General features: G+C 75.0%; 8 protein-coding genes. 6 read left to right on the top strand and 2 right to left on the bottom strand.

Annotated features, from left to right (window positions below; translation table 11 throughout):
• Window positions 1–840: translation initiation factor IF-3 (gene infC / locus FA014_RS20805; protein ID WP_230323295.1), on the bottom strand; the 840-nt coding region annotated here is incomplete at its 3' end.
• A 314-nt stretch (window positions 841–1,154) separates the two neighbouring features.
• On the opposite strand from infC, the gene FA014_RS16585 reads away from it, so the two are divergent.
• The 3 genes from FA014_RS16585 (at window position 1,155) to FA014_RS16575 (ending at window position 3,869) form a co-directional block, all read left to right on the top strand.
• Window positions 1,155–1,655: a Fur family transcriptional regulator gene (locus tag FA014_RS16585; RefSeq protein ID WP_154730749.1), complete on the top strand. Its 501-nt coding sequence runs from the start codon at window positions 1,155–1,157 to the stop codon at window positions 1,653–1,655.
• Between the two features lie 136 nt (window positions 1,656–1,791).
• The gene (locus tag FA014_RS16580; protein WP_154730748.1) at window positions 1,792–3,294 is read left to right on the top strand and encodes a catalase; all 1,503 of its coding nucleotides are present in this window, start codon (window positions 1,792–1,794) and stop codon (window positions 3,292–3,294) included.
• 218 nt (window positions 3,295–3,512) lie between these two features.
• Entirely contained in the window at window positions 3,513–3,869 is a 357-nt protein-coding gene (locus tag FA014_RS16575) for a DUF1844 domain-containing protein (protein WP_154730747.1), read from the top strand.
• A 148-nt stretch (window positions 3,870–4,017) separates the two neighbouring features.
• Here FA014_RS16575 and FA014_RS16570 read toward each other — a convergent pair whose 3' ends face one another.
• Window positions 4,018–5,367 (bottom strand): MFS transporter, encoded by a 1,350-nt coding sequence (locus FA014_RS16570; RefSeq protein WP_154730746.1) that lies wholly within the window; start codon window positions 5,365–5,367, stop codon window positions 4,018–4,020.
• Between the two features lie 137 nt (window positions 5,368–5,504).
• On the opposite strand from FA014_RS16570, the gene FA014_RS16565 reads away from it, so the two are divergent.
• The 3 genes from FA014_RS16565 to FA014_RS16555 form a co-directional block, all read left to right on the top strand.
• Entirely contained in the window at window positions 5,505–6,212 is a 708-nt protein-coding gene (locus FA014_RS16565) for a hypothetical protein (RefSeq protein WP_230323294.1), read from the top strand.
• Window positions 6,209–6,949 carry a S1C family serine protease gene (locus FA014_RS16560; protein ID WP_230323292.1) on the top strand — a complete coding sequence of 247 codons (741 nt, stop codon included), beginning with the start codon at window positions 6,209–6,211 and terminating at the stop codon, window positions 6,947–6,949. The genes FA014_RS16565 and FA014_RS16560 overlap by 4 nt, the downstream gene beginning before the upstream one ends.
• Window positions 6,950–7,024: 75 nt before the next feature.
• Window positions 7,025–7,273 (top strand): hypothetical protein (locus FA014_RS16555; protein ID WP_230323291.1); only part of this gene is annotated, 249 nt, incomplete at its 3' end.

Here is a 7,273-nt window from a genome sequence, read left to right as displayed (position 1 = left end):
GGCGGCCGGGGCCGGAGCAGCGGCCGGAGCCGGAGCAGCGGCGGGAGCCGGCGCAGCCGCCGGGGCGGGCGCGTCGACCGGGGCCGGAGCAGCAGCGGGGGCCGGAGCAGCGGCCGGGGCCGGTGCGGCGGCAGCCGGAGCGGCGGCCTCCACCGGGGCGTCCGTCTCGGTCTCCTCGACCTCCTGGGCGTCCTCGGGGCGCGGCTCGCGCTGGGCGCGGGCCCGGCGCTGCTCGTTCTTCTGCTCGGCCTTCTTCTTGGTCGGGCCGAGCACCATGATCATGTTGCGGCCGTCCTGCTTCGGCATGCTCTCGATGAAGCCGAGCTCCTCGACGTCAGCGGCGAGCCGCTGCAGCAGGCGCACGCCCATCTCCGGGCGCGACTGCTCGCGGCCACGGAACATGATCATGACCTTGACCTTGTCGCCGGCCGCCAGGAAGCGCTCGACGTGGCCCTTCTTGGTGCCGTAGTCGTGCGGGTCGATCTTGAGGCGGAAGCGGATCTCCTTGAGAACCGTGTTGCTCTGGTTCCGCCGGGCCTCGCGGGCCTTCATGTCTGCTTCGTACTTGAACTTGCCGTAGTCCATGATCTTGCAGACGGGCGGGCGGGCGTCCGGCGCGACCTCCACGAGGTCGAGGTCGGCGTCCTGGGCCAGGCGCAGCGCGTCCTCCACGCGGACGATTCCGACCTGCTCGCCGTTCGGGCCGACCAGGCGGACCTCGGCGACGCGGATCCGATCGTTGATGCGGGGCTCGCTGATGTGGTGCTCCTCGAAGTCGAAGTGGTGACCTCCAGGAACGAGGAAGGCCCTCGCACCTGGGCACAGGTGGAGGGCCGACACGATCCGCGACGTCCGCCGGAACGGTGCGCCGTCGGGCCACGCTCCCGCGAGGGGTCGTGACCTGGACCGAAGACCTGGACCCTGCTGCCGGCGGACCGGGCGGTCGGGACTCAGGTGGGAGTGGCCTCCACTTGTGCACCCGGGCCGTCGCCGCCCCCGCGGTGAAGCGGTGACACACGTCGACCCAGGCCAGTCGTGAAAGACTCTACCAGAACACCGGGGACGGGTCCGGTGTTCCCCCGGTCACGCGCTCGACGTGACATTCCGTCAGATACCTGCTTGAACAGTTCCAGAAAACGTGTCAGGGTGACGACATGCCCGTCGACCAGCACGCACCCGCCGCCGGCGGCGCGACGAGCGCCGGCCACCCGCACCCCGGGGGCGGGCCCGCCGCGACCGACCCCGCGGAGCTGCTGCGCGCCCGCGGCCTGCGGGTCACCGCGCCCCGGCTCGCCGTGCTCGGCGCCGTCGGCGACCTGCCGCACGCCGACGCCGAGACCGTGCTCCGGCGGGCCCGCGAGGCGGTGCCGACCGTCTCGGTGCAGGCGGTCTACGACGTCCTGCACGCGCTGACCGACGTCGGCATCCTGCGGCGCATCGAGCCGGCCGGGCACCCGGCCCGCTACGAGCGCCGCGTCGACGACAACCACCACCACGTGGTGTGCCGCTCCTGCGGCGCGGTCGACGACGTCGACTGCGTCATCGGCGAGGCGCCCTGCCTCGTCCCGAGCTCGACGTCCGGCTTCACGGTCGAGACGGCCGAGGTCACGTTCTGGGGTCTGTGCCCCGCCTGCCGCAGCCGCGCGACCGACTGACCGCAGCCCCGGGGCGAGCCGCCGCCCCGGCCCGATCCCCGCACCACCGACCACCGACTCCCGGTCGGGCGACCCCGCCCGACCGGTCCCCGGCACGCCCTCGACCGGCCTGCCGACGACCCGGAAGGACACTCCCGTGACCCAGGTCCACCCGACGACCACCAACTCCGGCGCCCCCGTGGCGTCCGACGCCCACTCGCAGTCGGTCGGCGCCGACGGCCCGATCGTCCTGCACGACCACTACCTGGTCGAGAAGCTGGCCCAGTTCAACCGCGAGCGGGTCCCGGAGCGGGTCGTGCACGCCAAGGGCGGCGGCGCGTTCGGCACGTTCACCACCACCGGCGACGTGAGCCGCTACACCCGCGCCGCGCTGTTCCAGCCGGGTGTCGAGACCGAGATGCTGGCGCGGTTCTCCTCCGTCGCCGGCGAGCACGGCTCCCCCGACACGTGGCGCGACCCGCGCGGCTTCGCGCTGAAGTTCTACACGTCCGAGGGCAACTACGACCTCGTCGGCAACAACACCCCGGTGTTCTTCCTGCGCGACGGCATCAAGTTCCCCGACTTCATCCGCTCGCAGAAGCGCCTCCCGGGCTCGAACCTGCGCGACAACGACATGCAGTGGGACTTCTGGTCGCTGTCCCCCGAGTCGGCGCACCAGGTCACCTGGCTGATGGGCGACCGCGGTCTGCCGCGCTCCTGGCGGACGATGGACGGCTTCGGCTCGCACACCTACCAGTGGATCAACGCGGCCGGCGAGCGGTTCTGGGTCAAGTACCACTTCAAGACCCAGCAGGGCATCGACAACCTGACCGCCGACGAGGCCGCGCAGCTCGCCGGCTCGGACGCCGACCACCACATCCGCGACCTGTTCGAGCACATCGCCGACGGCGAGTTCCCGCGCTGGACCCTGTCGGTGCAGGTCATGCCGTACGAGGACGCCAAGGCCTACCGGTTCAACCCGTTCGACCTCACGAAGGTCTGGCCGCACGCGGACTACCCGCTGATCGAGGTCGGGGTGATGGAGCTCAACCGCAACCCGGAGAACTACTTCGCGCAGATCGAGCAGGCGACCTTCGCGCCGAGCAACTTCGTGCCGGGCATCGCCACCAGCCCGGACAAGATGCTGCTCGCGCGGATCTTCTCCTACGCGGACGCCCACCGGTACCGCGTCGGCACCAACCACGCGCAGCTGCCCGTGAACGCCCCGAAGTCCGAGGTGCACTCGTACTCCAAGGACGGCGCCGCCCGGTACCACTTCAGCGCGCCCGACGTCCCGGTGTACGCGCCGAACTCGGTCGGCGGCCCGGCGGCCGACCCGGCCCGCGCCGCGGAGTCGGCCGGCTGGGAGGCGGACGGCGAGCTCGTGCGCTCCGCCGCGACCCTGCACCCCGAGGACGACGACTGGGGCCAGGCCGGCACCCTGTACCGCGAGGTGTTCGACGACGCCGCGCGCGCCCGGTTCCTCGAGACCATCACCGGCCACGTCGGCGCGGTGAAGAGCGACGTCATCCGCGCCCGCGCGATCCAGTACTGGACGAACGTCGACGCCGGCCTCGGCGCCGCGCTCGCCGCCGGGCTCCAGGGCACGGCGCCGGTCGAGAACGGCGAGCCCGCCACCGCGAGCACGCCGGTCGCCTGACCCGTCGCGGGGCGGGTGGTCCCCCACCGCCCGCCCCGCGACCGCACCACCCGCGGCGCGGCCGGCACTCGCTCCGGCCGCGCCGCCCCCTGTCCCGGTGGCGGGACCCGGCACGCCGCACCCGGCCCGCCGGGTCCCGCGCTCGCCGGGGTCGCGCGCTCGCCGGCCCGCACGGCCGCGCGGTGACCGGCCGGCCGCGCGATGAGAGGATCGGCGGCATGAGCGAGACCCCCGACGCCACGACCGCCACCCGCGACATCGCCGACGTGGCCGCGGTCGAGGTCATCACGACCGCCGCCGTGCACCTGATGAGCGCCGCCGCCGTCAAGTGCGGCCTGTCCCCCGACACCGACGAGCACGCCGGCAGCGACTTCCTCGACCTGGACGAGGCCCGCAAGCTGATCACCGCGCTCGCCGCGCTGGTCACGGCCTCGGCGCCGGACATCGGCAACCAGCACGCGCGGTCGCTGCGCGACGGCCTGCGCTCCCTGCAGCTGGCGTTCCGCGAGGCCAGCCCGTTCCCGGACGCGCCCGGCGAGGGCCCGGGCGAGAAGTTCACCGGCTACGTGTCCTGACGCCCGCCGCGCTGCGCCGCCCGCGCACGCGCCCGCGCCGCCCGCGCACGCCCCGCACGCGCACGCCCCGCCCGCCGAGTCTCCGGTTCGCGTCTGTCGCGGGTGTCCACGGGACAGACGCGAACCGGAGACTCGGCGTCGGTCGGGGTCAGCGGGGCGTGGGCTCCGGGGCCGGGCGGGCCGGGACGTCGTCGGCGCCGACGGGCGCGGGTGTCGGGACGACGCCCTCGGGAGCCCGCGTCGGGACGACCCCCTCGGGAGCCGTCGTCGGGGCGACGCCCTCGGGCGTGACCGGCACCGCGCCCGCCGCGACCGGGGCGCGCCCCGCCGCCCGCCGCCTCGCCAGGGTCAGGACCGCCAGGCCGAGCACCGACAGCACCAGCCCCACGCCGCCCGCGGCCGCGAAGCCGCCGCCGGGGCCGGTCGAGTCGATGACCGCGCCGACGACCGGGGCGCCGAGCGCCGCGCCGACGGTGTTCGCCGTGCCGCTCCAGCCCATGATCTCGCCGCGCCGGTGCTCGGGGACCATCCGGACCAGCGACGCGTTGATCGCGGACAGGCTCGCCGCGCACGGCAGGCCGGCGACGACCACGGCGAGCGCCAGCTGCCACTGCGTCTGGGCGAACGCCGCGGGCAGCGTCGCGGCGCCGAGCAGGGCGACCAGCGCGAGCGGGTGCAGCTCGCGCTTCTGCGCGCCGTACACGAGGCCGCCGACGACGGAGCCGGCGCACCACAGCGCGATCATCCACCCCACCGCGGTCTCCCGCTCCCAGCCCTGCAGCGCGGCGACGATGCCCACGTCCGTGCCGTTGAGGATCAGCGCGGCGGCGGAGGCCGCGGCCAGGACCACCAGCAGCCCGGGCGTGAGCAGGCGCGGCCGGCGACCGCCCTCGGCGGCGTGCACGGCCGTGCCCTCGGGCGACCGCGTCGGCGGGTTGAACCACATCAGGAGCAGACCCGCCGCCACCGTCGCCACGCCCACGAGGGTCAGTGCCGCGGTCGTCGAGACCTGGGTCGCCACCAGCACGCCGAGCGTCGGCGCGAGCATGAACGTCATCTCCGTGCCCACGGAGTCGAGGGCGTAGGCGGTGCGCTGCTGCTCGGCCGGCACCAGCACGGCGAGCGACTGCCGCACCACCGAGAACACCGGCACCAGGAACACGCCGGCGACCACGGCGGCGACGAGCAGCGCCTCGTAGCCGAGCCGCGGGGCCACCAGCCACACCGCCGACTCCACGACGACCGACGGCAGCAGCGCCCGCCGCAGCCCGAGCCGGTCGACGCGGCGGCCGCGCCAGGGCGACCCGATCGCCACCCCGACGGTCATCGCCGCGGCGACCAGCCCGGCGCGCGCGTACCCGAGCCCGAGCGGGCCGACGACGTGCAGCGTGAGCACCACGCCGGTCATCGCGTGCGGGATGCGCGCGACGAACGAGACGAGGACCAGGGGGAGGACACCGGGCAGGCGCAGCAGGCGGCCGTAGGGGGCGAGGGACACGCCGAGGATTGTCGCCCGCGCCCGGCCTGTCGGACGACAGGAATCCGCCGTCCGGGGCGCCGCGCCGACGTGACGTCCGCCACCCGCTCGACCACCCGCCTGGCACGGTGCGCGCTGACTCCCCGTAAGGTGGTGCCGTGACGTCTGCCACCGGGCCGCACGACCCGATCGGCCCGCCGCGGCCGGCCGGGCCCTCGTCGTGGTCGGACACCGCCACCCGCCCCGACGCCCTGCCGCCGGTCGAGCACCCCGCCACCCACCCGGACGACCGACCGGCCGAGCGGCACGCCGAGCACAGCCACCTGGCCCCGCCGCCGGCCGCTCGCCACCGTCGCCGGCCGTGGGCGGTGGTGGCGCTGTCGGTGCTGCTGGTGCTGGTCACCGCGCTGGCCGCGTACCTGTGGGTCCGCACCGTCCGGTTCGAGGAGTACGCCGACGGCCTCGAGGCGGAGGGACGCGCGATCGGCACGGAGCTCGCCACCCTGCGCACCCAGCACGACGGGACCGTCGCCGAGCTGTCGGCGGTCACCGAGCAGCTCGCCACCGCGCAGGGCCGGATCACGCAGCTCGCCGACGAGAAGGCCCAGGTCGGCGACGACCGCGAGGTGCAGCGCCAGCTCGTCGACTACCAGGAGCGCATCTCCCAGGCCGCCGCGAACGTGGCCTCCGCGCTGTCCACCTGCATCGACGCCCAGAACCAGCTCATCACCTACCTCGAGGACGCGGCCGCGTACGACCCCGCCGACCTCGAGCGGTTCAAGAGCGACGTCCAGGGCGTGTGCAACGCGGCGACCGTGGCGAACACGGAGCTGCAGCGTCAGCTCGCCGCCGGGGCGACCGGGTGACCCGCACGACCGCCCGCCGCGCCGCCGTCGGCGCCGCCGCCGTCCTGCTGCTCGCCGGGTGCGGCGTCCTGCCGCCCATGCCCGGACCGGTGCCGACCGACCTCGTGCCGTCGAGCGTGCCGGTGCCCACGCCGTCGTCCTCCGGCAACCTGTCGCCCGACGGCTTCGACGCCGCCCAGCGGATGGCGGTGCGGATCCGGAACGTCGGCTGCAACTCCCTGTCCACCGGCTCGGGCTTCGCGATCGACGAGACCACCCTCATCACGAACCGGCACGTCGTCGCCGACTCGGCCGACCTCCAGCTCAGCACCTACGACGGCCGGGACGTCGCCGTGACGGCGTCCTCGACCGCGACGCTGGCGGACCTGGCCGTCGTCCGCACCGCCGACCCGCTGCCGTCGGCGCCCGGCCTCGCCGACGCTGACCCGAACCCGGGCGACGAGGTGACCGTCGTCGGCTACCCGCAGGGCGGACAGCTCACCGTCACCAGCGGCCAGGTCATCGGCGCCACCACCGACCCGCTGAACGAGAACCTCGGCCAGGTGCTCGTCACGAACGCGGAGGTCGAGCCGGGCAGCTCCGGCTCCGCCGTGCTCGACGCGGAGGGCCGCGTCGTCGGCGTCGTCTACGCGAAGAACTCCACGGGGCAGAGCTTCGTCGTCCCGGTCAGCACGCTCCGCCAGATGCTCGGCGACGAGACCGCGTTCACCGTCAGCACCTCCTGCACCGCCGGCTGACCCGCGCAGGGCCTGGTGGGCGTGCGACCCGCCGTGCCACGGTGGGCGCACGGACACCCACCGAGGAGGACGACGATGACCGACGAGACCCACCCCGACCTGCCGGGGCTCACCCGGGCGGCGAGCGACATCATCTCCGTGCGACGCGTGTTCGGGGAGCCCTACGAGCTCGGCGGCACGCTGGTGGTGCCGGTCGCGAAGGTGATGGGCTGGCACGGCGTGGCCGGGGCGCACGCCGACGCCCGGCTCGGCGTCCGGGGCGGGCACGGTAGCCCGGCAGGCGCGGCACCGGGGCAGGGCGGCTCGGGCGCGGGCGGGACCGGC

The sequence above is a fragment of the Cellulomonas hominis genome, assembly GCF_005239125.1.
GTDB lineage: Bacteria > Actinomycetota > Actinomycetes > Actinomycetales > Cellulomonadaceae > Cellulomonas > Cellulomonas hominis_A.
The sequence above is the reverse complement of the archived record's forward strand: the minus strand, read 5'-3'. Positions and strand labels throughout refer to the sequence as shown.